At 43.9% G+C, this 21,608-nt stretch carries 23 protein-coding genes; 16 read left to right on the top strand and 7 right to left on the bottom strand.

What is annotated here, in order from left to right; translation table 11 throughout:
- The first annotated feature begins 42 nt into the window (after positions 1 to 42).
- From AC5W14_RS06350 to AC5W14_RS06340, 3 genes are all read left to right on the top strand, one after another.
- On the top strand, positions 43 to 531 hold the full coding sequence (locus AC5W14_RS06350; protein ID WP_496058503.1) for a hypothetical protein: 489 nt from the start codon (positions 43 to 45) through the stop codon (positions 529 to 531).
- A 237-nt stretch (positions 532 to 768) separates the two neighbouring features.
- Positions 769 to 1,974 (top strand): NupC/NupG family nucleoside CNT transporter, encoded by a 1,206-nt coding sequence (locus AC5W14_RS06345; protein WP_496058502.1) that lies wholly within the window; start codon positions 769 to 771, stop codon positions 1,972 to 1,974.
- 82 nt (positions 1,975 to 2,056) lie between these two features.
- Positions 2,057 to 2,272, top strand: coding sequence for a DUF6501 family protein (locus AC5W14_RS06340; protein WP_496058501.1), 216 nt, complete (start codon positions 2,057 to 2,059; stop codon positions 2,270 to 2,272).
- 79 nt (positions 2,273 to 2,351) lie between these two features.
- Here AC5W14_RS06340 and AC5W14_RS06335 read toward each other — a convergent pair whose 3' ends face one another.
- Together AC5W14_RS06335 and AC5W14_RS06330 are read right to left on the bottom strand one after the other, a co-directional pair.
- Entirely contained in the window at positions 2,352 to 3,023 is a 672-nt protein-coding gene (locus tag AC5W14_RS06335; RefSeq protein WP_496058500.1) for a haloacid dehalogenase type II, read from the bottom strand.
- A gap of 48 nt (positions 3,024 to 3,071) precedes the next feature.
- Positions 3,072 to 3,848, bottom strand: coding sequence for an alpha/beta hydrolase (locus AC5W14_RS06330; RefSeq protein ID WP_496193952.1), 777 nt, complete (start codon positions 3,846 to 3,848; stop codon positions 3,072 to 3,074).
- Positions 3,849 to 3,982: 134 nt separating this feature from the next.
- Here AC5W14_RS06330 and AC5W14_RS06325 point away from each other — a divergent pair, with 134 nt between their 5' ends.
- Positions 3,983 to 4,786, top strand: coding sequence for a S1C family serine protease (locus AC5W14_RS06325; protein WP_496058498.1), 804 nt, complete (start codon positions 3,983 to 3,985; stop codon positions 4,784 to 4,786).
- 69 nt (positions 4,787 to 4,855) lie between these two features.
- Here AC5W14_RS06325 and AC5W14_RS06320 read toward each other — a convergent pair whose 3' ends face one another.
- Entirely contained in the window at positions 4,856 to 6,469 is a 1,614-nt protein-coding gene (locus AC5W14_RS06320) for an ABC-F family ATP-binding cassette domain-containing protein (RefSeq protein WP_496058497.1), read from the bottom strand.
- 289 nt (positions 6,470 to 6,758) lie between these two features.
- Between AC5W14_RS06320 and AC5W14_RS06315 the strand changes: the two genes are divergently transcribed.
- Positions 6,759 to 7,574, top strand: coding sequence for a uroporphyrinogen-III synthase (locus tag AC5W14_RS06315; protein ID WP_496193951.1), 816 nt, complete (start codon positions 6,759 to 6,761; stop codon positions 7,572 to 7,574).
- Here the strand turns inward: AC5W14_RS06315 and AC5W14_RS06310 are convergent.
- Entirely contained in the window at positions 7,567 to 8,274 is a 708-nt protein-coding gene (locus tag AC5W14_RS06310) for a metallophosphoesterase family protein (RefSeq protein WP_496193950.1), read from the bottom strand. The genes AC5W14_RS06315 and AC5W14_RS06310 overlap by 8 nt on opposite strands.
- 146 nt (positions 8,275 to 8,420) lie before the next feature.
- Here AC5W14_RS06310 and AC5W14_RS06305 point away from each other — a divergent pair, with 146 nt between their 5' ends.
- The 6 genes from AC5W14_RS06305 (at position 8,421) to AC5W14_RS06280 (ending at position 13,531) form a co-directional block, all read left to right on the top strand.
- Positions 8,421 to 9,353 carry a CorA family divalent cation transporter gene (locus AC5W14_RS06305; RefSeq protein WP_496058494.1) on the top strand — a complete coding sequence of 311 codons (933 nt, stop codon included), beginning with the start codon at positions 8,421 to 8,423 and terminating at the stop codon, positions 9,351 to 9,353.
- A gap of 78 nt (positions 9,354 to 9,431) precedes the next feature.
- Complete coding sequence (locus AC5W14_RS06300) at positions 9,432 to 10,415, top strand: acyltransferase family protein (RefSeq protein ID WP_496058493.1); 984 nt, start codon at positions 9,432 to 9,434, stop codon at positions 10,413 to 10,415.
- A 33-nt stretch (positions 10,416 to 10,448) separates the two neighbouring features.
- Positions 10,449 to 11,327: a 5'-3' exonuclease gene (locus tag AC5W14_RS06295; protein WP_496058492.1), complete on the top strand. Its 879-nt coding sequence runs from the start codon at positions 10,449 to 10,451 to the stop codon at positions 11,325 to 11,327.
- Between the two features lies 1 nt (position 11,328).
- A complete protein-coding gene (locus tag AC5W14_RS06290; RefSeq protein ID WP_496058491.1) occupies positions 11,329 to 12,204 on the top strand; it encodes a CvfB family protein in 876 nt (291 codons plus the stop codon).
- Between the two features lie 82 nt (positions 12,205 to 12,286).
- On the top strand, positions 12,287 to 13,207 hold the full coding sequence (locus AC5W14_RS06285) for a cation diffusion facilitator family transporter (RefSeq protein ID WP_496193949.1): 921 nt from the start codon (positions 12,287 to 12,289) through the stop codon (positions 13,205 to 13,207).
- A gap of 15 nt (positions 13,208 to 13,222) precedes the next feature.
- Positions 13,223 to 13,531 carry an ArsR/SmtB family transcription factor gene (locus AC5W14_RS06280; RefSeq protein WP_496058489.1) on the top strand — a complete coding sequence of 103 codons (309 nt, stop codon included), beginning with the start codon at positions 13,223 to 13,225 and terminating at the stop codon, positions 13,529 to 13,531.
- A gap of 38 nt (positions 13,532 to 13,569) precedes the next feature.
- Here AC5W14_RS06280 and AC5W14_RS06275 read toward each other — a convergent pair whose 3' ends face one another.
- Positions 13,570 to 14,049, bottom strand: a complete 480-nt coding sequence (locus AC5W14_RS06275; RefSeq protein ID WP_496058488.1) for a VOC family protein — start codon at positions 14,047 to 14,049, stop codon at positions 13,570 to 13,572.
- Complete coding sequence (yxiS, locus tag AC5W14_RS06270) at positions 14,046 to 14,357, bottom strand: protein YxiS (protein WP_496193948.1); 312 nt, start codon at positions 14,355 to 14,357, stop codon at positions 14,046 to 14,048. Before yxiS ends, AC5W14_RS06275 begins: the two co-directional genes overlap by 4 nt.
- A 285-nt stretch (positions 14,358 to 14,642) precedes the next feature.
- Between yxiS and AC5W14_RS06265 the strand changes: the two genes are divergently transcribed.
- The 5 genes from AC5W14_RS06265 (at position 14,643) to AC5W14_RS06245 (ending at position 21,443) form a co-directional block, all read left to right on the top strand.
- Positions 14,643 to 16,136, top strand: a complete 1,494-nt coding sequence (locus tag AC5W14_RS06265; protein WP_496058486.1) for a BCCT family transporter — start codon at positions 14,643 to 14,645, stop codon at positions 16,134 to 16,136.
- A gap of 200 nt (positions 16,137 to 16,336) precedes the next feature.
- Positions 16,337 to 17,185 (top strand): carbonic anhydrase, encoded by an 849-nt coding sequence (locus AC5W14_RS06260; RefSeq protein WP_496193947.1) that lies wholly within the window; start codon positions 16,337 to 16,339, stop codon positions 17,183 to 17,185.
- Between the two features lie 91 nt (positions 17,186 to 17,276).
- Positions 17,277 to 17,939 (top strand): FusB/FusC family EF-G-binding protein, encoded by a 663-nt coding sequence (locus AC5W14_RS06255; protein WP_496058484.1) that lies wholly within the window; start codon positions 17,277 to 17,279, stop codon positions 17,937 to 17,939.
- A 415-nt stretch (positions 17,940 to 18,354) separates the two neighbouring features.
- Positions 18,355 to 19,920, top strand: a complete 1,566-nt coding sequence (locus AC5W14_RS06250; RefSeq protein WP_496058483.1) for a BCCT family transporter — start codon at positions 18,355 to 18,357, stop codon at positions 19,918 to 19,920.
- A gap of 260 nt (positions 19,921 to 20,180) precedes the next feature.
- Complete coding sequence (locus AC5W14_RS06245; protein WP_496058482.1) at positions 20,181 to 21,443, top strand: L-lactate MFS transporter; 1,263 nt, start codon at positions 20,181 to 20,183, stop codon at positions 21,441 to 21,443.
- Here the strand turns inward: AC5W14_RS06245 and AC5W14_RS06240 are convergent.
- Positions 21,394 to 21,608 (bottom strand): hypothetical protein (locus AC5W14_RS06240; RefSeq protein WP_496193946.1); only part of this gene is annotated, 215 nt, incomplete at its 5' end. The two genes, AC5W14_RS06245 and AC5W14_RS06240, sit on opposite strands and share 50 nt — an antisense overlap.

Genomic DNA, 21,608 nt, shown 5'->3' with positions numbered 1-21,608 from the left:
AAAATAAACTACATTGATTAATTTAGAAAGACGGGGTGTCATATGAAAGCTTATCGCCGCAAATTTTACTATGTAGGGACCAGCCAGACGACAATGGAACCAATGAGTATGGATCGTATTAGACAGGCTGGTTTTGATATAACTATTATAAAGGATGATCTCCCGTACTTGATCAGCTTCTGCCGGGAATGGCGTTCGCTGTTTGAAAAAAAAGCGAAAACAGTAGATCCGCTCTACCGTCCATACGTAGAAGAAGCAGCGGCTTTTTTCGATGACCAGGTGGAGCACATGACGTTATGCACAGCCTCCCACCATGACTCCAAAACGTACATTATGCCGATCACTGATCTGGTTGGGGCATTAATGCTTGCTTATGATGCATTTGACCGGGTGCTTGATGAATATAATAATATGCCTGCCCATTTTGAAACGGCACTTAAATACTACCGCCAGTTTTCATCGCGTTCGGATTCAGAGAAATCACAGTTTATACTTAATCACCTTCCGGATCTTCGGTTAAGCGTAGAATAAATACGATTGGAATCCTGCCATCATCAATGGCAGGATTTTTTTGTTTTTTTACGGTATTCACAGTGAAATTACGAATTTTTTTGTGATTCGTATATGATGTAAAGGAATATTACATAAAATTTGTTCGATTCAGCAAACGGCTGTTTACTTTTCGTTATTTATTTGATAAAGTATCCATGTTCTTTCCTAATTTAAAGGGAAGGAGAGCGTTTTCAAAAAAGGAGTGAGTGACGGCCAATGAACTTTTTATGGGGTTTAATGGGTATTGTTTTTATACTATTTCTGGCTTTTCTGCTGTCTACCGGAAAAAAATCAATAAAATTCCGGCCGATTTTAGGTGGTCTTGCGTTTCAGGTATTTTTTGCTTTTATCGTTCTGCAGTGGAGTTTCGGAAGAAGTGTTCTGGAGCAGTTTACGATTGGTGTACAGGAAGTTATTAACAGTGCTAATGCAGGTGTGCAGTTCCTGTTCGGTGATTTTATTCTGGAAGAGGCAATATTTGCTTTTACCGTCCTGCCGGTTATCATTTTTTTCAGCTCACTTATCGGAATTTTATATTACTTAGGTGTAATGCAGGTCGTAATTAAAATCATCGGTGGTATTCTTTCAAAGATTCTGGGTACAAGCAAAGCCGAATCGATGTCAGCCGCCGCAAACATATTTGTCGGGCAGACAGAAGCCCCGTTGGTCGTTAAACCGTACCTTCCGAGCATGACCCGCTCTGAGTTGTTTACTGTAATGACAGGAGGACTTGCCAGCGTGGCAGGTTCTGTACTATTCGGATATGCAGGTCTTGGTATTCCATTAAACTATCTGCTTGCTGCAAGTTTCATGGCAGCGCCGGCCGGTCTTATCATGGCTAAAATGATGATGCCGGAGACAGAGGCGGAAAATACAACAGATGACATCGTTATTGGAAAAGATACCGAGTCCCAAAACGTAATTGATGCAGCTGCCCGTGGCGCTTCCACAGGGATGACGCTTGCCTTGAATGTTGCGGCGATGCTGATTGCATTTGTCGCGCTAATCGCGTTGATTAATCTCCTGCTCGGGACTGTCGGCGGCGTTTTTGGAGCCGGTAACCTGACGCTGGAATTAATACTGGGGTATGTGTTTGCACCGGTCGCCTTTATGATTGGTGTGCCGTGGGCAGAGGCGATGCAGGCCGGAAGCTACATCGGCCAGAAGCTGGCTATTAATGAATTTGTAGCCTATGCTTCTTTCGCACCGGAAATTGAGAACCTATCAGAGAAATCGGTTATTGTTATTACATTTGCGCTTTGCGGTTTTGCCAACTTATCTTCCATGGCTATTATTCTTGGTGGATTTGGTGCACTAGTACCGGAAAGACGCGGAGAAATTGCTCAGCTTGGCCTTCGTGCAGTTGCAGCAGGTGCTCTTGCATCGCTTCTTAGTGCTTCGATTGCAGGTATGTTCGTCTAATCTGAACCGGCTTTCCTTTAAGGGAAGCCGGTTTTTTGTTATACTTTTATGAGTAAATAAGAACGAAACGAGGGAGTGCAGCATGATACATAAGACGTGGGAAACCGCAGAAACCGGTAAACAAATTAAATGTATTCACGCCAATGCGGCCAAATACAAAGTGGATAGTGTACTGACACCCGGCAGTGTGTACGATGTGAAAAATGAAACGGAAGAATTTTACTTTATTATTGACGACAGCAAAAAAATGGCCGGATTTAAGAAAGTTTATTTTGAGCCGGTTTCTTCTGAAGCATAGAAAAAAGACACGGAGATAAACTCCGTGTCTTTTTTAACATAATTGGCACAGGCGAGAGACGCCCGCCCCTTAGATTGAATCAGAACCACTGTTTTAGAGGCGCCAGTGAGTCGTAGGTAATGTCAGGGGGAACATCAAGTTCTTCCTGGGGCTGGCCGCTGCGGTTAATCCAGGCCGTGTGAAAACCGAAAGACTGGGCGCCGCTGATATCCCAGCCGTTACTGGATAAAAACGCTATGTCTTGTCTTTTACATTCGGTATGATCTAAAATCAATGTGTACGCAGCTGGAGAAGGTTTATACTGCATGACTTCATCCACAGTGAGTACTAAATCCAAATATTGATTGATGTCTGCATAACGCAGAAGAGGAAGCAGCATATCATCAGAACCGTTGCTGAAAACAACAAGCTGCTTACCTTCCTGCTTTAGATGTTCCAGCGTTTCGCGGCTTTCCGGAAACAGGTCGAGCGTTTGATACGCCTGCATGAGCTGCTGTTCCTGCTGGGATGACAATCTTCTGCCGTGCGCTGCTGAAGCAAAACGAAGAGCATCCATCGTTACTTTGGAAAATGGTTCGTATCGCCCCATAATCTGGCGGAGAAATGTATACTGGATCTGTTTTTCTCTCCATAAGCGGCTGACGCTTTCTCCTTCACCCGGAAAAAATACTTCACAGGTAGAAGAAATAGACTGCACATCAAATAGAGTGCCATACACATCAAAGGCGATAGCTTTTATAGGTGAGTTCATTTGGATGGATCGCTCCTTTCTTTTCTCTGTTCCCGCTTTTGCGTGGTTCTACTCATAGTCACGGAGGACTGCTGCATGATCCGGGGAAAGAATGCGCTTCATAAAAGAAACCGTCTGGTCAATAATGATTTGTTTATCATAGTCCATCGTTGCTACGTGGTAAGATTGCGGTAACGTAATACACGTTTTATCCGGAGAGCGGATGGCATGATAAATTTCTGTTGTGTTTTCAGGGGGAACGACATGATCAACCGCCGATTTAAACAGCAGAGCTGGCATTGTAATGGAAGGCAGCAGCGGCTTGACCGCTTCGGTTAACTTGACCAGCTCCCGGACCGCATGCACGGGAAGACGGCGGTAGGCTATTTCGTATTGCGAGCTGTCATGAATGTCCGGCTCTCCTTCTGCGATATAGGAGGCAGTGCTTGTTTCTGCCATTTCTGCTAAGCCGGGAACCTCCATGGCAGCATTAATGAGAATCATGCCGGACGCATCTTTAACAATAGATGCTAAATAGGAAGCAAGGGTACCACCCATGGACTGCCCCATAACAAATACGTGCTCATGCCTCGAAGCGAGCCATTCAAACGCATCTTTTACATCCCGTTTCCATTTGGCTGCAGTCACGTAGTCCAGGTCAGTAAAATGTGTCCCATGTCCGCTCAGAAGAGGCGCATACACAGAGTAGCCGTGTTTATAAAATGCAGCGGCCACATCTTTTACGCTTTGCGGGGTACCGGAAAAACCGTGACAGAGCAGAACAGCGCTGTTTCCAGCCGGGTAGTAAAAAGACTCGGCGCCTGGAAGAACAGAATGTGGTTTCATGACCTATCGCCCTTTCTTAATATGAGTATTCATATTAATTTACTAGGCTTTATTCTAGCTAGTTTTCCCTGTTTTGTCAATTGCCTGAAGCAGGATCGGCGGAAGAGAGCTTATTACATAGGAGAGAAACGTTGATGACAAATAAGAAAAAAGACAGTATAGAAGAACTGTACGACGAAAAGTATGAACATCCAGAGCTCGAGGATTTTTTGGAAGAGGAACCGGAGCCTCCTAAAAAACACAAGCGGAAAAATGGCAAAAAAGCCGGGGTGAGAATAGTGGCCATCGGTATTGCGATGGTACTTGTGTTTCAATCGAGTTACCTTCTGTTTGATGGGTTTCGTCTGGACTCGCTGCGGCTGCTGCATGAATCCAATGCAATTTTCCAGGATGAGGAGGTAGAAAGCTGGAGAGATTCGATTGTAACGGTTCAGGGACAGGCGGATGGCGAGGAAAAAAGAGGTACGGGCTTTGCTCTCGAGCAAGAAGGCTACCTTTTAACCAATCAGCACGTGATTGAAGGAGTAGAACAGATAGGAATATACACCGAAGACGGGGAGTGGCAGGAAGCTTCGTTAGTGGCGGCTGATGAAGAAAACGATCTGGCTCTTCTGCAGGTGGAAGAGCCAGCGATTCCAGGACTTGCTGTAAAGGAAGCTTCGGCTGAATCAGGAGAATCGATTTATGTTATCGGTAATCCGCTTCGGCTTACGTGGGTTGCAAGCAGCGGAGAGATTGTTGAACCGGGAAACACCGAAGGAGAGCGGATGATTATCTCGGCATCGGTGTTTAATGGCAGCAGTGGAAGTCCGGTTTTAAACGAAGCCGGGGAAGTGGAAGGCATTGTTTTTGCGAGGGGAACAGCGTCCGATGAACCAGTTGGGATTGCGGTGGAGGCAGAAACGATTACCGGATTTTTAGAAGACAATGGGTTATAAAACTAGAAGGATTACCTTACAATCTAAAAAAAGCGTTCCTTCGACTATGAAGGAACGCTTTTTTGTCTATTATTTGGAAGCTGTTTTTTTCTGACTGTTCTGTTCTACAATATACTCGTCGTAACTCATTTCTTTGTCGATGAAGCCGTTGTCCGTAAATTCAATAATACGGTTGGCAATCGTCTGGATAAATTCGTGGTCATGGGAAGTAAACAATAGAGAACCGTCAAAATCAATTAATGCGTTGTTTAAAGACGTGATGGATTCCAAGTCCAGGTGGTTGGTCGGCTCATCCATGATCAGCACGTTTGATTCTGCAAGCATCATCTTAGAGAGCATGCAGCGGACTTTTTCGCCACCGGAAAGGACATCTGCTGTTTTAAATACTTCTTCGCCTGAGAAAAGCATACGGCCAAGGAAGCCGCGGATAAAGGTTTCCGTCTGCTCATTTGGCGAATACTGGCGCAGCCAGTCCACGAGGTTTAAGTCGACCCCTTCAAAGTAGTCGGAGTTGTCAATCGGGAAATAAGAAGTAGACGTGGTTAGTCCCCACTTAAACGTTCCGCTGTCCGGCTCCATTTCACCGGCAAGAATTTTAAACAGCGTTGTTTTTGCAATTTCTTTGCTGCCAATAAACGCTACTTTGTCTTTGCTGTTTAAACGAAAGCTTAAGTTGTCGATGACTTTCACGCCGTCAATGGACTTAGTCAAGTTCTCAACGACCAGGAGGTCATTTCCAAGTTCACGTTCCGGTTTAAAGTGCACGTAAGGATAGCGTCTGGAAGAAGGCTTAATATCTTCTATACTAATTTTCTCCAGCGTTTTCTTACGGGACGTGGCCTGTTTTGATTTCGATGCGTTTGCACTAAATCGGGCGATAAAGTCTTTTAATTCTTTTACCTGTTCTTCTTTCTTGCGGTTGGAATCTTTCGCCATGCGCTGGGCAAGCTGACTGGACTCATACCAGAAGTCGTAATTTCCGACGTAAAGCTCAATTTTCCCAAAATCGAGGTCGGCAATGTGGGTACAGACTTTATTCAGAAAATGACGGTCGTGGGAAACGACCAGTACTGTATTTTCGAATTGAATCAGAAATTCTTCCAGCCACTGTTTAGCATGAACATCGAGGTGGTTGGTCGGCTCATCCATTAGAAGGACGTCCGGGGAACCAAATAGTACTTGAGCAAGCAGAACTTTCACTTTCTCTGAACCTGTAAGCTCACTCATGTTCTTAAAGTGGAATGAATCCGGCAGACCCAATCCGCGCAGAAGCTGGCTCGCTTCTGTTTCTGCTTCATAACCGTTCATTTCTGCAAATTCGCCTTCGAGTTCAGCTGCTTTCATACCGTCTTCGTCGGAGAAGTCCGGTTTCATATAGATCGCATCTTTTTCTTTCATGACAGAATAGAGGCGTTCGTGGCCCATAATAACAACGTCCATCACCTGATGGTCCTCGTAAGCAAAGTGATCCTGTTTCAATACGGCAAGGCGCTGGCCTTTTTCCATATGAACGTGACCAGACTGGGATTCAATTTCTCCGGAAAGAATTTTCAGGAATGTCGACTTTCCGGCGCCATTTGCCCCAATCAGGCCATAACAGTTGCCGGACGTGAATTTAATGTTTACATCTTCAAATAGTTTCTTGTCACCATAACGCAGGCCAATATTTTGGCAAGTAATCATTTACATACATCCTTACATTTAGTTTTTATCTTTACAGTTTTTATCTTTACTATGATAACACTTATTCACAGAAACTTCGATGCATTTCCGTAAATAAGGAAAAGACCTCTTTAACTAGTTTATTATAGGGGAAATAGGGAGAGAAGGCAAAATAACAAGATTAACCCGTCCGAAAATATAATTTCACAAACTATAATATGAATGAAATATCAGTTGGCTGGGATAATAAAAATCATGTACAATCTATTATTAAGAAGAAGATTGGAAAGTAGAAAAGGAGAATAACAAGATGGCGAAAGGTCTGACAAATAAACACGTAGCGGTTGCAGCATCCAGAAAAACGGATGAGATGATTGAAATTATTGAACGGCAGGGTGGTACAGGAACTGTAAGATCGCTGCAGGGAACGGTTTTTCCTGCAGGGGATGCATTAAAACCTTCCATTGAAGAAGTTCTCGCAGCAGCTCCCGACTGGTACATATTCACGACAGGTATCGGTGTGAAGTCAATGATGGACACAGCCGGGCAGATGGGAAAAAAAGAAATGTTCGTGAATTTGCTGAAAGCGGCTGAGGTCGCAGTAAGAGGGTACAAAACATACAACGCCATGAAGGAGCTTGGTATAACGCCTGTTGTACGTGATGATGATGGAACAACCAAAGGGCTGATGCGCGGGCTGGACGAGACAGATATGGCAGGTAAAAAAGTAATGGTACAACTTCACGGTGTAAGCTCGCCCGTCCTTTTTCAATTTCTGCAGAACAAAGGCGTGGAACGTATTCTCGAAGTGCTCCCATACCAGCACGTAGAGCCGGACCGTGATACGGTCCAGCTGTTGTGCAATGAATTAAAAAGCGGTACCTACCAGGCACTTTGTTTTACTACGGCGATACAGGTGCATTCCTTGTTTCGATTCGCGGAAAAAAATCAGTGTGCGGATGAGATCCGTTCTATTTTAACAGAGCAGACCACCTCGGTATCTGTAGGAAAGGTAACTACAGAAGCGCTTCATGAAGAAGGTGTTGAGAACATAGTGGCACCGGAGAATGAGCGGATGGGGGCTATGATTATCGCTTTGTCCAAGCATATGGAAAGCGCTAAGTAATTTTCTCATGCACAGTCTGATAAGCACCGTCTTCATAAATGAGCGCATTCAGCTGCTTTTTAAACCCGGCTCCTCCATCGATTCCTATTTTGTCGGATTGAAACCATACACCGGCATGTTCTTGAAAACGCAGTGTAGGCGTATGGCCGAAGATCACTTTTTTGCCGTTCGTATTAAGAATGTCTGCGTAATGGAAAGCGTCTCTAATCCACAGGAAATCGTGAATGGATGTTTCTTTCCAACTAGCATGTCCCGGGTTTACACCGGCATGAACAGCAATATGATCTTCGGTTTCGTGATGTATTGATAAATGCTGAATAAAATTGTAGTGGCCGGGGTATTCATTTTTAAAAAGTGAGGCCGCTTCCTCATACGGGAGGGAGTGGTCTTTATTCATGTAACTTAACAGCGTTTCCCTGCCGCCGTTCTGCAGCCAGATGCTGACGGCGGTCTGATCGTCTGGATGCTGGAGCGCTTCTATCATCATACTTTCGTGGTTTCCCATCAGAAAATAAGCGTGAATACCGGGATCGTTTTTTATCTGAAGCAAAAGGTCAATAACTTTTCTGGAATCAGGGCCGCGATCCACATAATCTCCTAAAAAGATGAGTACATCATCAGATGCCGGCTTTACTTTTTCTAATAATGCGGCTAAGGCCGAATACTGTCCATGAATATCAGAAATATACACCAGTCTCATTGCATCACACCCTTTTTCTTTCACGTTTCCGTTCTTTCTTCATTTTAAACAATCATACGATAGAAGAAGGAGAAAGGTTTGTCTGCCTGTTATAATAAAAAGAAAGCAGGCGGTACGAGTGGAGAGAAGGGAGAGTATGAAACGACATGAGCGAAAGGTATACCGTTATATTGGAGAACAGGCAGTGGTCATGGGTGGAAATAGACCCCGATACAATGAATACCGGAGACCAGTCATCTTCTATTGAAATGTGGTGGAAGAAAGCACAGCAGCTAGCAGCAAATAACATAGAAATTATTTATGATAAAACATCGCGTGAACCCGTTATAAATGGTATGCTTCACGACGTGTCAGCGGTCAATGCAGACCAGTTGTTTTATTTTTCCATTCGAAAAAAAGATCTATTTACGTCCGGTACTTGGAAAACATTTCTGGATGAAAAGCAGAAAGCTTCTTTAATGGATTCTATGCCCGCGGCTTCCAACGGATTTGAAGCATTTCTATGTATTATTCAGGAGATGCTTGGGGATTTGTTAAATGGTATTGATGATTACGAGGAAAAAATCAGTCATTTGGAGGAGAAAGCCCACGCTGTTAGCAGTAAGGCCATTCTTGCAGATATTTTTGAAAGACGGGAAGAGCTGCTGTTTCTAAAGCTTGTAGCGATCCCGATTGAAGAAACCGTGGTAGCTTTAAAAGAAGCTCTGCTCGATGAGTTAATAAATACGACGATTTATAAACGGACAAACATACGCCTGGAACGGGTAATGACTCTGTTGAATCATTATGATAATCAGATCGGCACTCTTCTGGATTTAAACATGAACTTATTTTCCTACCGTGCCAACGAAATTATCAATGCATTGACGATTTTTACTGTAATGACGACACCGGTTATTGTGCTGGGGGCGTTATGGGGCATGAATTTTGAGACGATGCCGGAACTTTCGATGCCTTTTGGCTACGGATTTGCCTGGCTGATCATTCTGATTTTCACGCTTGTTATTTACTTCTGGCTGCGCCGGAAAGGGTGGCTCGGTAATAAAACCAAACCGTTAAAAACATTCAAAAAAAAATAGAGTGAACAAGGTAACGAAAAGTACCAGAGAAACGACAGCTTATGATCCGAAACGCAAAATACTGTCGAGGTGAAGAACGTGGCCGAAAAAACAGGAGCAAGGGATTATTTTTTTGATAACGCTAAATTTCTTCTTATTGTATTAGTAGTCATGGGGCATGCTGTAGTTCCATATATTGGGGAACATACAGGGGTTCGTACACTCTACTTGATTATCTACTCTTTTCATATGCCGCTGTTCTTTTTAATTGCCGGATATTTTGCAAAAAAGGCAATTGACCGCAGGCAGTTTTGGAAACCTGTTCAGACGATTCTGCTGCCTTATATGATTTTTCAGGGTATTTATGCGGTATTCTACTATTTTATTGAAGACAGGGAGCTTGTGTATCCTCTGCTTGAGCCGCTCTGGAGTCTTTGGTTTTTATTAAGCCTGTTTACTTTTTACTTATTAATGGTGTTTTTTAAATACAGTATTTATCTGCTGATTCCAGCCGTGCTGCTTGGCATGCTTGCCGGCGTCTGGGACATCGAGCCGGTGCTGAGTATTTCCAGAACGCTTGTGTTTTTCCCCTTCTTTTTACTCGGTTATTTTATGAAGAAAAGCTGGATGAACCAGGTTAGAGCAATCATTAAGCCAAAAATAGGTATTATCGTGTTTGCAGGAGCTGCCGTTCTTTTATATCCTTTTGCAGACAGTATTATGTTTGAATGGTTTTATGGAAGTGAATCCTATGAGTCCCTTGGGACTGGCGCTGCGGCAGGCATGGCTGTGCGGCTTGGGTTATATGCCGTCACTATTTTTATGAGCCTTTGTTTTCTGGCGCTCGTTCCATCCCATCCGACCGCCTATTCAGCGTTGGCATTGAATACAATGTATGTGTATTTACTGCACGGCTTTCTTCTACGCTACCTGCGCACAACGGATTTTTATACTATATTTAACGGTAACTTAGAGGTTATGCTCTATATTGCCGCTGCCGCAGTCTATACATTTATTTTATCAACCAATACGGTTAAGAAAATATTCTGGCCGGTCATAGAACCTAAGCGTTTATGGTCGTAACACTTTGTAAAGTAGAAAGGAGCAGCAATAGAAATGAAAGAGAAAAAAGTACTTCTCGTAGACGGAATGGCTCTTCTTTTTAGAGGGTATTTTGCTACAGCTGTCCATGGCAATTACATGTATAATAAAGAAGGAATTCCGACAAACGGGGTTCATGGATTTACCAAGCATATGATAAAAGCAGTAGAGTCCTTTAATCCAACCCATATCGTATGCTGCTGGGACCTTGGAAGCCGGACGTTTCGGACAGAACTATTTCCAGCCTACAAAGGAAACCGGTCTGCACCGGAAGAACAGATGGTTCCCCAATTTGCAATGGCACGGGAAATAACGGACGGATTTGGGATTCCAAGTATAGATGCCGTAAACTACGAAGCGGATGACTGCCTGGGTACGCTTGCGGTTTCTTACGCAGAGGACGCAGAAGTTTATATTCTTACCGGCGACCAGGATATGCTTCAGCTGGCCAACGAGAAAGTCCGTGTCGTTATTATGAAAAAAGGTCAGGGGAATTATCAGGTATATGATGAAAAGACGGTAAAGGAACTAAAAGGCTGTCATCCCCATCAGCTGGTCGATATTAAAGCATTGATGGGCGATACGAGCGATAATTACCCCGGCGTAAAAGGTATTGGGGAAAAAACGGCATTAAAATTAATTCAGGAGTATGAAACGATAGAAGGAGTACTGGAAAACCTGGAGCACCTTCCGGCAGGACAGCGGAAAAAAATTGAAGCAGAACTGGATATGATGCACCTGTCGAGAGCGCTGGCAGCAATACGCTGCAATGCACCGGTATCACTTCCACTGGAAAACGCCCAATGGCAGGCTGACGGAACAACAGCTGAAGAAACACTGGCACGACTTGGAATAAATATTTCAATAGAACAATTAATGATGGGAAGTAGATAAAATGAGAGAATTAGGATCTGTACAATTCTGTGATGTAATTGGAGAAGAAAACCAGGGGTTTGTACTGGAAAGAGGAAAACACCAAATCTTTATGCCATACGTGGATGCAGAAGAAGACACAGAAGTAGGAGAAGAGGCGGAAGTGTTTCTTTATCAAAACAAAGAAGGCAGTTATTTAGCGACAAGCTACCTTCCGCAGGTTACCGTTTCTTCTTATGGATGGGGTACAGTCGCTGACATTATTCCCAAATTAGGAGTGTTTGTTCATATCGGCCTCAAAAAAGACATGCTTGTATCCAAAGATAACCTTCCGCTGATGCAGGAAGTATGGCCCAAGCGAGGGGATAAGCTGTTTGTAAAACTTCACCAGGATCCAAGAGGACGTTTGTTTGCGGTCCCGGCGGATGAAGATGTGATTATGGATTCTTCTGAAGAAGCACCGGAGGATATTCAAAACCAATCTGTAAAAGGGCACGTATACCGGGCGTCCAAAGTAGGATCATTTTTATGGACCGAAGAAAGGTACCGTGCTTTTCTTCATCACAGCGAAAGCGAACGTGAACTCCGGCTTGGTGAAAAAGCAGAGTGCCGGGTGATCGGCCTGAAAGAAGACGGCACGATTAACGTCAGCCTGCGTCCTATGAAAGTAGAAGGGATGGACCGTGATGCAGAAGCTATTCTTATCTACCTGACAAGAAACGGCGGCGAAATGCCTTTTACAGACAAGAGCGGGCCGGACGATATCTACGACGCGTTCGGCATCAGTAAAGCCGCGTTTAAACGAGCAGTAGGACGGCTTTTAAAGAAGAAGTTAATTGTTCAGACCCCTGGACAATCGATCCGGTTCAATACCGAAAAAGAAAACTCCGCTGAGTAAGCGGGGTTTTCTTTTTGTTTACAAATATGATAAGGATGATAAAATATGAGTATATAGACATATAGATAAGGTGGTTTTGAATATGGGAGCACAGCATTATGGACATTCCCACAGCCATTCTCACGGAAATAATGTAAATAAGAAACGACTCATACTCGCGTTGATTGTTATTGGAAGCTGGATGGTCGTAGAATTAATAGGCGGGTTATGGACAGGAAGCCTGGCCCTTCTGGCCGATGCGGGGCATATGTTCAGCGACTTTTTTAATTTGTTTATCAGTCTGGCGGCGATGATTGCAGCAGGCAAAACGGTAACGAATAAAAAAACGTTTGGAAACCACCGCTATGAAATCCTGGCGGCTTTATTTAACGGAGCGGCCCTGCTCGTTATTTCCTTGTTTATCGTATCAGAGGCGGTCCAGCGTGTCGGCACAAACGAGGGGATTCTGGGAGGGCCGATGATAATAATTGCCGTCGTAGGATTATTGGCTAACATACTTTGTTTGTATATCCTATCCGGGGGAGAAATAAAAGAAAATCTGAATATGAAAGGAGCTTTCTTTCATGTTATCGGGGACACCCTTGGATCAGTAGGGGCTATTATTGCAGGACTGAGTATTTACTTTTTTAACTGGTATGCGATGGACCTGATTTTAAGTGCAGGCATCGCTGTACTAATCGGCATCGCCGGCTGGAACCTCTGCAAAGAAAGCATTCATATTCTTGTGGAAGGGGCCCCGGCCCACGTAGACTGTGGGAAAGTTAAAGCAGAACTTGAAAACCTTTCCGGGGTGGCAGCTGTACATGACCTGCACGTCTGGACCATTACATCCGGCCTGTACAGCTTTACCTGTCACCTTGTGGTGGAAGAACAGTACCATGCAAAAGGCCAGGAAGTGCTTGTAGAAGCAAACCGCTGGATTTACGAGAATCTCGGTATTAAGCACAGCACGATACAAATAGAATATGAGGATTTAAGCCATCTTGAGCATTCCCACGTATAGAAAGGAGTGTCGTACATGAAAAAGGAAGCCCATCAGCGCCTGTCAGAACAGCATGCCCAGGATACGTATCATTTATTTAAAGCGCTCGCCGATCCGACCCGGATAAAAATCCTGCATCTTCTGGCTGAAGAAGAATGTCCGGTGAACCATATTGCCGATATTCTGCAGATGAATCAATCGGCCGTTTCCCACCAGCTCCGGACGCTACGGCAGATGAAGCTCGTGAAATACAGACGCAGCGGTAATCAGCTTTACTACAGCTGCGATGACAGCCACGTAATTGAGCTGCTGAATCAGGCACTAAGCCATAGTGAACATACGTAAAATAACATCCTCCCTCTAATAACAAGAGGGAGGATGTTTTATTCCTTATTGGCATACATCTGCTCGGTCGTGTGTGAGTAGATTTCAATAATGTTTCCAAAAGGATCTTCGCAGTACACTAGATAATATGGTTTACCCGGCCATGTATTCCAGACTTTGCTGCGCTGTTTTCCACCATGGGAGGAAATGTGATCTGCCATCGCCTGTACATCTTGGGCTGTCATACATAAATGAAAGAAGCCTGGCTGCCATAAAGGGGGACGCTCCGTTTTGGGAGCGTTGGGAAAGGAAAAAAGCTCAAGTCCAATCTGGTTATCGGCCAGCAGGTGGGCGTTTTCCATTTCGGTAATATCTTCACCGAGCAGATCTTTAGTCATGGAATTGGAGCTGTTGTCGTCTTCAGAGAAAGTGGTATGAAAGGGCCCGGCCAGCAGCTGAAAGCCTAAAATATCGCAGTACCATGAGACGGCAGCCGAAAGATCGGGAACGGTTAATCCGACGTGGGTAACAATAGTCATTCGGATTTTCCTTTATGCATATACTCTGATACTACTATCGACAGGTCTTCATTTCCAAAAAGGCTGAGAACGTTAAGCAGCGTAGAATCAGCAATAGGCTCCGATTCTTCCTTGGATACAGTTAATGCGATACCGTCCCGCAGAGCAGCGTTCTCAGATTGAAGAGGATAGGCTTTTTTATATAATTCAGCAGGATCAAGATCTTGATTAACACACCATTGGGCAAAGACAAGAATCATCATCCGCTCATCCTGCTGATACTGTTCAATCACCCGTTTTTCTACTTCATTGTATTCTAGTTCACTCATATTCAGGCACTCCTTTTTTTATTCTATTCATTATAACGCAAAAAAACCACCGTTAAAATAACAATAGATTTTTGTCGGCTGAAACAGGATTTAAACCGCATATAAAAATGAGTATTAAGAGAGAAGAAAACTGGACAACCGCCATTCTTTATTAATTCCGATACTAATGTATGGTAGAATAATCTACTGGAGAAGCAAAGCTGTGTGTTTTGTTTGAATCTGATTAGAAAGGGTATGAGAAACAGGCTGTACATAAGAAAAAATTCGAACATATGAGGTGAAGAAGTGAAGAATGCAACGTTAGTATTTTGGCTTGCGATCTCAATCTGCCTCATTATGGTAGTTTGGGGAAGTATTGCTCCGGAACAGCTGGAGGCTGTTACCACAACCATGACCACGACATTTTCGACAGCATTTGGCTGGTATTATCTTATCATCGTCGTGTTTATGCTGGTTTTCTGCGTGTATCTTATCTTTTCAAGAATTGGACGCATACGATTAGGAAAGGACAATGAAAAACCGGAATTTGGCCTTCTCAGCTGGTTTGCGATGCTGTTTTCCGCCGGCATGGGAATGGGTCTGGTGTTCTGGACAACATCCGAGCCGATTTCCCATGCTTTTATCAGCACGCCGGGTGCTGAGCCCGGGTCTGACCAGGCGATTGAAGAAGCGCTTCAATATTCTTTTTTCCACTGGGGTATTCACGCCTGGGCGGTCTATGGAGTCGTAGCGTTGGTCCTTGCCTATTTTAAGTTCCACAAAGGATATCCCGGCCTCGTAAGTGCTACGCTGGAACCGCTTTTTGGTGAAAAAGCAATGAGGGGTCTGCCTGGTACGCTTATCGATACACTGGCTGTATTCGCTACGGTCGTAGGTGTCGCTTCCACACTTGGTTTTGGCTCCGCACAGATGAACGAAGGAATATCTTTCTTGTTTGGCACACCAAATAGTTTTGCAATGCAGATGGTTATTCTGGCGGTGGCTACGGTATTATTTATCATTTCGGCCTGGTCCGGTGTCAGCAAAGGAATCAAATATTTAAGTAATTTTAATATGATTCTCGCTTTTATCCTTCTTTTGATTCTATTAATCGTTGGGCCGACCTTATATATTTTCAACATGTTTACGAGTACAATGGGCGGGTATATTTCCAACTTCTTTGACATGAGCTTTCATTTAGAACCTTTAAATGAAGACAACCGCTCCTGGATTAATGCCTGGACTATTTTCTACTGGGCATGGTGGATCTCCTGGTCACCGTTTGTCGGCATCTTTATTGCCCGTATATCCCGGGGACGTACCATTAAAGAATTCATGCTTGGCGTTCTATTCGTTCCAGCTGTTGTCTGCTTTATCTTTTTTGCAGTATTCGGCGTTTCAGCTATAAATATTGAGCAGCTCGGAATTGCTGCAATATCAGATTATTCACTGGAAACGGCAACTTTTGCGGTGTTACAGGAATATCCGCTTGGGTTCTTAATGTCGATTATCACTATTGTCGTTATTGCCGTTTTCTTTATTACGTCTGCCGACTCGGCGACGTTCGTACTCGGAATGCTTACGGTGGGAGGTTCCATTAATCCGCCGAACGCAGTAAAGATTATGTGGGGTCTTACGATGTCTGCAGTAGCAGCTGTAATAGTCTATTTCGGAGGGACACAGGGACTGCAGAATATACTCATTATCGCTGCACTCCCTTTCTCGGTAGTCATATTACTAATGGGAATCTCCTTTTATAAAACAGTACGCAAAGATCCTTCTCTTCCGAAAAGAAGGTAACAGCAGCAATCAAAATCAACAAAGCTCTTCCTATTATAATAGGAGGGGCTCTTTTTATGCATTTTGTTATATTTGGCATATTGTGTCCACAGTTTCCACTAATTACAATAAAATAGGGTTATTCTGCCTTTTTTACTATCTATTAGAATAAGATAGAAAACATCAGGAATCCACACCATTACTAGGAAAAGAGGGGAACAATGACCAAACAATTAATGCTTGCAGGCCTCCTTATCGGAGTGAGCCTGAGCGGATGCCAGGAACAAACGACAGAGCAGGAGCCGGAAGAACAGGAAGAGACGGAAGAACAGCATGAACAAGAAGAACAGGAAGAACAGAACGAACAGTACGAAGAGGAATGGACGTATGAAGAAGATACAGGACCGGAAAACTGGGGAAGTCTTGATCCTTCCTATCAAACGTGCGCAGATGGCACAGAACAATCGCCAGTTGACCTGGAATTTTCTGAGGTTACTGAATCCTCTGCCCGGGAAAATGTAGAGTTGACCTATCAACCGGGAGAATTCAGTCTTTCAAATGACGGGCATACTCTTATGGTGCATGCAGCCAAGCCGGAGAACGTGTTGTCTATTGAAGAAGATGACTATAAGCTCGTGCAGTTTCATTTTCATACGCCAAGCGAACATCAGTTTAACGGGGAATATTATGAGATGGAACTGCATCTGGTACATGAAAACGAAGAAGGAGAGCTTGCTGTGGCTGGTATTATGATACAAGAAGGGGCCGAGAACGAAACACTGCTGCCTGTCTGGAACAAGCTTCCTGAAGAAGAAACAGAGAGTAGTATACCTGTGGAAAATTTAATCGACATACAGGCTCTGCTTCCTGAAGATGCTGATTCATTTCATTACAATGGTTCACTGACCACACCACCCTGCTCGGAGCAGGTAAAATGGATGATTTATGAGGAACCTATCACGATGTCTTCCGAACAAATTGAACAATTTCAGAACATCTTCGGAGAAAATCACCGTCCTGTCCAGCCTTTAAATGATAGAGAAGTAGAACTCTCTTCAAGTAACGAATAAAGTATCGTATGATAGGGAGGAGCGGGAGAAAAGCAGAAACGCTGATCTTCCTGAATGTTTATAGACTTTTGGATACAAAGGAGTGATCTGAATGGCTGAATCAAACAAAACAGGTATACAGCCTTTTCTGCGCAATGACCAGTACAATTTTCTAAAGCGTCAAGTGAAAATTATTGTGCAGGCACATGGAGCCACTCAGGATCAGGGGGTGCTGGATGCAACCCGGATAAGTGCTGTTGAAAAAGTTCTGGAAATGCTGCCGCCGCTCACTGACGAACAAAAGCAGTTTATTTTAAGAGCGGCAGCTATGAGGGAATCCCTGCAGGCCGAGCTGTACCTTGCAGAAGGAAGGGAATTTGTTATTCCGTTTCCGGATATAACAGACAACGAAATCCGTGCCCTTTTTCCGAAAGCAAAAAAATTAAAAATGCCCGAACTGGTAAAAGCTGATGCGAAGCGGATGACCTACTTAGGCTGGAATGATGTCCGCTCAGAGCGTAAATATATTGTGTTTCCCCATCGTCACGGTACGACCGGATGGAGCGGCTCGTTTAAACCAATGCCTCGTAAAGGACTATGCGCAATCTGTCATGGGCATACGAGAATAGGGCTGTTTATGGCTGTTGTCAAAAGCAGCCGGGAAACGTATACAAGCAGAGGGAACTACATCTGCCAGGACAGCGATACTTGTAATGAGACAATCAGCTCCCTTCAGCATATAAACGACTTTGTCGAAACGCTGAATAAATTTTGACTGTTTTCCACTTACTAAAAAGAAACAATATCCTCTTTTTGCAAAAATAAGCAGGCAAATGTTTATTTTTTATGTATAATCAACCATGAGCGGTACTTAATCGTGGTTTGGGTATTTAACCTGCTTCGTAATGTATGATATGATGTTCATCTGAAACAATTGCACATTCGCTGAATATGATCCAATACTCCGGCCAAAAAGCGTGTCGAACCGCCGAAAAGGCGTCTTTCAAAATAAGCGCTTTTTCATGGATGACCCTGGGATGCCTTGATTTAATAACGTTTTAAAGCAGGGAAAAGAGGGGAAGGAAAGATAATCAGCATTGTGGCTATAAATGATACATATCCCAGTAGAAATACTTCCCTTCGTTTATAGGCATGGGCTGGTTCCAACTATAGTAAAGGGGGAAAAAGAAATGGACAAGAAAGAACAAAAGTGGCGTTTTAACAGCGTGTTCTGGATCTCGTTTATTATTGTACTGGCTTTTGCCATCTGGGGATTTTTAGCGCCAGGCCAGCTTGCATCTCAGGCTACAGTTACATATAATTTCATATCCAATACGTTCGGATGGTTTTATCTTGTATTTGTATTATTTTTAATTATATTTAATTTCTATTTGGCATTTAGTAAGTATGGAAAAATCAGGCTGGGCGGGGACGATGTCAGGCCCAAGTATTCTATGTTTACATGGATTGCCATGCTGTTCAGCTGTGGATTCGGTGTAAGTATTGTATTCTGGGGTGTAGCAGAACCAATGACTCACTTCGGTACAGTGCCTCCTGGCACCGATGCAGAACCGCGTACGGCGGATGCCGCAAGAGAAGCTATGTGGAATGCCTTTTTTAATAACGGGATTCACCAGTGGGCTGCTTTTACTTTTGTTGGTTTGTCTATATCCTATTTTCTATACCGTCAAAAAGAAAGAAGCTTAATTAGTGATACGATGAACTCCGTTATTGGTGAAACAGGAAAAAAACCACTGCGTAACACGGTGGACATTATTGCTGTTATTGCTACAGTACTGGGAGTGGCTACGACACTTGGATTGAGTGTGCTGCAGATCAGCGGGGGACTTAATAATGTATTTGGTATTCCTGCAGGAAATGCAACACAGATATGGATCGTCATAGCAATGTTTGCCTTTTTCATGGTATCGACGGTTTCCGGTCTCGACCGTGGAATTAAATACTTAAGTAATGTGAATTTAGGATTAGCTCTAATTTTAATGGTTTCAGTTTTATTGATTGGACCGACCGGCTTTATATTAAACACGATTACGACCGGTGTCGGAGACTATATTCAGAATTTCTTCCAGGCGAGCCTGCGGCTTGACCATTACAACGAAGGAACCTGGGTGCAGGAATGGCCGGTTTATTACTGGGCCTGGGTTATTGCCTGGTCTCCTTTTGTCGGTATGTTCGTGGCCCGGGTATCCAAAGGACGCACCGTGCGCGAATTCGTATTCGGCGTTATGGTGGCCCCGCCGGCTATCGGTATTTTATGGATCGGTATTTTCGGCGGAACAGCGATTAACATGGATTTATTCCAGGGAACAGATATCACGACGGCGGTTGAAAATGACGTAACCAATGCGTTATTCGCCATGCTGGAAAATCTGCCTCTCGGCAGTATTTTATCCGTTCTGTCGATTGGTCTATTGTTTACCTTCCTTGTTACATCTGCCGACTCTGCTACATTTGTTCTTGGCATGATGACTTCCAAGGGAGACACGAACCCCTCTATCGTTTTAAAAGTAGTCTGGGGTACACTGATTGCATCTGTTGCAACAATTCTGATCATCAGCGCTGGTCTGGAAGGGCTGCAGACGGCCTCGCTCATAGGGGCACTGCCGTTCTCGATTGTGCTTCTGGTCGCAAGTCTTGCCTTGTTGAAGTCGATCAGGCTGGACTATAAAGAAACACGACTCAGGGAAGAAGAAGAAAAACAGGAAAAACTCCGCCAGGAAATGAAAAACTGGTAATCAAAAAGCATCTCTCCCGGCCGGGAGAGATGCTTTTTTTATCTCTATAAAAAAAGCGCAAAGAAAAGACCTTTTTTCCAATCACAGCAATATACCTGAAAAAGGGACATGCTGGTTTTAACAACCGGCATGCAGTAAAAGTATGAATATTCATAATAATTTTATTTTTCATATTCGTTTGATTTATGTAAGCGGTTAATTGTACTATAAACATATGTTGTTTTTGCATCTATTATACAACACGAAGGGAAGTCAAAAGAATGCAGACCAATAAAAACAGATGGTTAATCGCTTTATCAGCAATTGCAATTCACCTTTCCATAGGCGCTGCTTACGCATACAGCGTCTACACAAACCCTATTAGAGACACAATGGGATGGTCTACAACTGAAATTACACTCGCCTTTACATTAATGATGGTACTCGCAGGTATTGCTGCCGCTTTTTTCGGGCCTTTTGTAGAAAAAAACGGCCCCAGGCGCTCCGCTATACTGGCTGCTGTACTATTCGGATTAGGACAGGCAGGTGCCGGGCTTTCCGTTGCGCTTGATCAGCCGGTAATGTTCATTCTTACGTATGGACTGGCCAGTGGTCTTGGAATGGGTATCGGGTATATTGCTCCTGTATCTACATTAATTAAATGGTTTCCCGACCGCCGCGGAATGGCTACCGGGATGGCTGTTATGGGTTTTGGTGCCGGGGCACTCATTACCGCACCAGTTGCAGCAAGCCTGATGAATACAGTCGGCGTTCAAATGACGTTTTATATTCTTGGTTTCAGCTACTTCGTATTAATGCTTGCGGGAGCCTCCTACATTGCACCGCCTCCGAAAGACTGGATGCCGGCAAAAATGAAAAAAGATATTGCTTCCGGCAAAAAAGTAGTCAAGCGTGATCTGCAGCAGTTAAATGCTAAAGAAGCTGTAAGAACGAGACGGTTTTGGATGCTGTGGACGATGATGCTCGTTAATACAACGGCAGGAATTATGATTATATCCGTGGCATCCCCTATGTCACAGGAAGTGGTCGGATTATCCGCAGCAGCGGCTGCAACCATGGTTGGTATTATGGGGGTATTTAACGGCGGGGGCAGGCTTGTCTGGGCGGCGGCTTCGGATTATCTTGGAAGGCCGAACGTATTTTTGATTTTCTTCGTCCTCCAGGTTACTGCCTTTATATTGTTTCCTAATATAACCAACGTATTAATATTCCAGGCCTTTATTTTCCTGGTAGTCAGCTGTTACGGTGGAGGGTTTTCAAATCTTCCTGCCTTTATCGGCGACTTATTTGGAACAAAGCAGCTTGGGCAGATTCATGGATACCTTCTGACGACCTGGTCTATGGGAGGTTTACTCGGACCGCAGATTGTAAACCAAATCAGAGAACAGTCCGGAAGTTACATTCCCGTATTTTACCTCTTTGCCGCACTGATGGCTGTAGCTCTTGTAATGGCCCTTTTTATTAAAAAGGACATTAAAAGAGTGGCGAGACGGGATAGCCAGCAGCAGGAGGAAATTGCTTAACAAAAACAAAAAAATCCCGGCAGCTATGCATGCCGGGATTTTTTTCAGGTTGTTGAGAAATGAAAGAAACAAGGTTGTTTTTTTTCGTGGATCGTTCGATCCACGTTTTTTTTCGATTTCCCCGAAGAAAATCGTCCTCTAAGCCGCCCGTTTGGCGAGGTAGAG

Source organism: Sinobaca sp. TMA16-18, from assembly GCF_059510535.1.
Note: the sequence above shows the minus strand (reverse complement) of the source record. Positions and strands in the feature narration are given on the sequence as shown.